This is a genomic window from Azoarcus sp. Soil_N_20 (assembly GCF_057656155.1).
The window spans coordinates 1-476 of sequence record NZ_JBDGKX010000064.1; the positions used below are offsets into that span (position 1 = coordinate 1).

Annotated in this window: 1 protein-coding gene; it reads right to left on the reverse strand. The window is 67.6% G+C overall.

Translation table 11 applies throughout. From position 1 onward, the window contains the following. The coding region (locus AC3A35_RS27905; protein WP_487439810.1) for a hypothetical protein at positions 1-476 on the reverse strand (476 nt) is incomplete at both ends.

A 476-nucleotide genomic window follows, 5' to 3' on the forward strand; every position in this document is an offset into this window, starting at 1 on the left:
TCGGCGTACTGGTCGTTGAGCAGACGTTCGAGTTCGGTGAGCACGGTGCCGTAGCTGTCCCAATGGATTTCGCCCCAACCCCGGCGGCGGGCTTCGTCTTCGGTCAGCGTGTAGGTGCTGCGGGGGAGGGAAGCCGGCCCGTCGGGGTCAACTTCGCAGTGCGCCGGGGTCAGTTGCAACTGGCGCATGGCATTCGTTTGATTGAGCCGCGCACGCCATTCCTTGAGGCCACCCCAAAGTCCATTCGGCGGTCGCCACGCAGCGGGCTGCTTCTGGCTGTGGGCCCTGGTCGCACGCAGGTTGGTGCCCATGATGCCGGGCACGAAGATCACCGGGATCACGTGGCGTCGGGGCGCCACCGCCAGTGCCCGCACCTTGAAGCTCTCCGGGCTGCACACGGAGGCGAACATGGGGTTGCCGTCGTCGTCGAACTGCAGGGCGATGCGGCGGGTGGCGTGGCGGTGGACGGGGGTGGG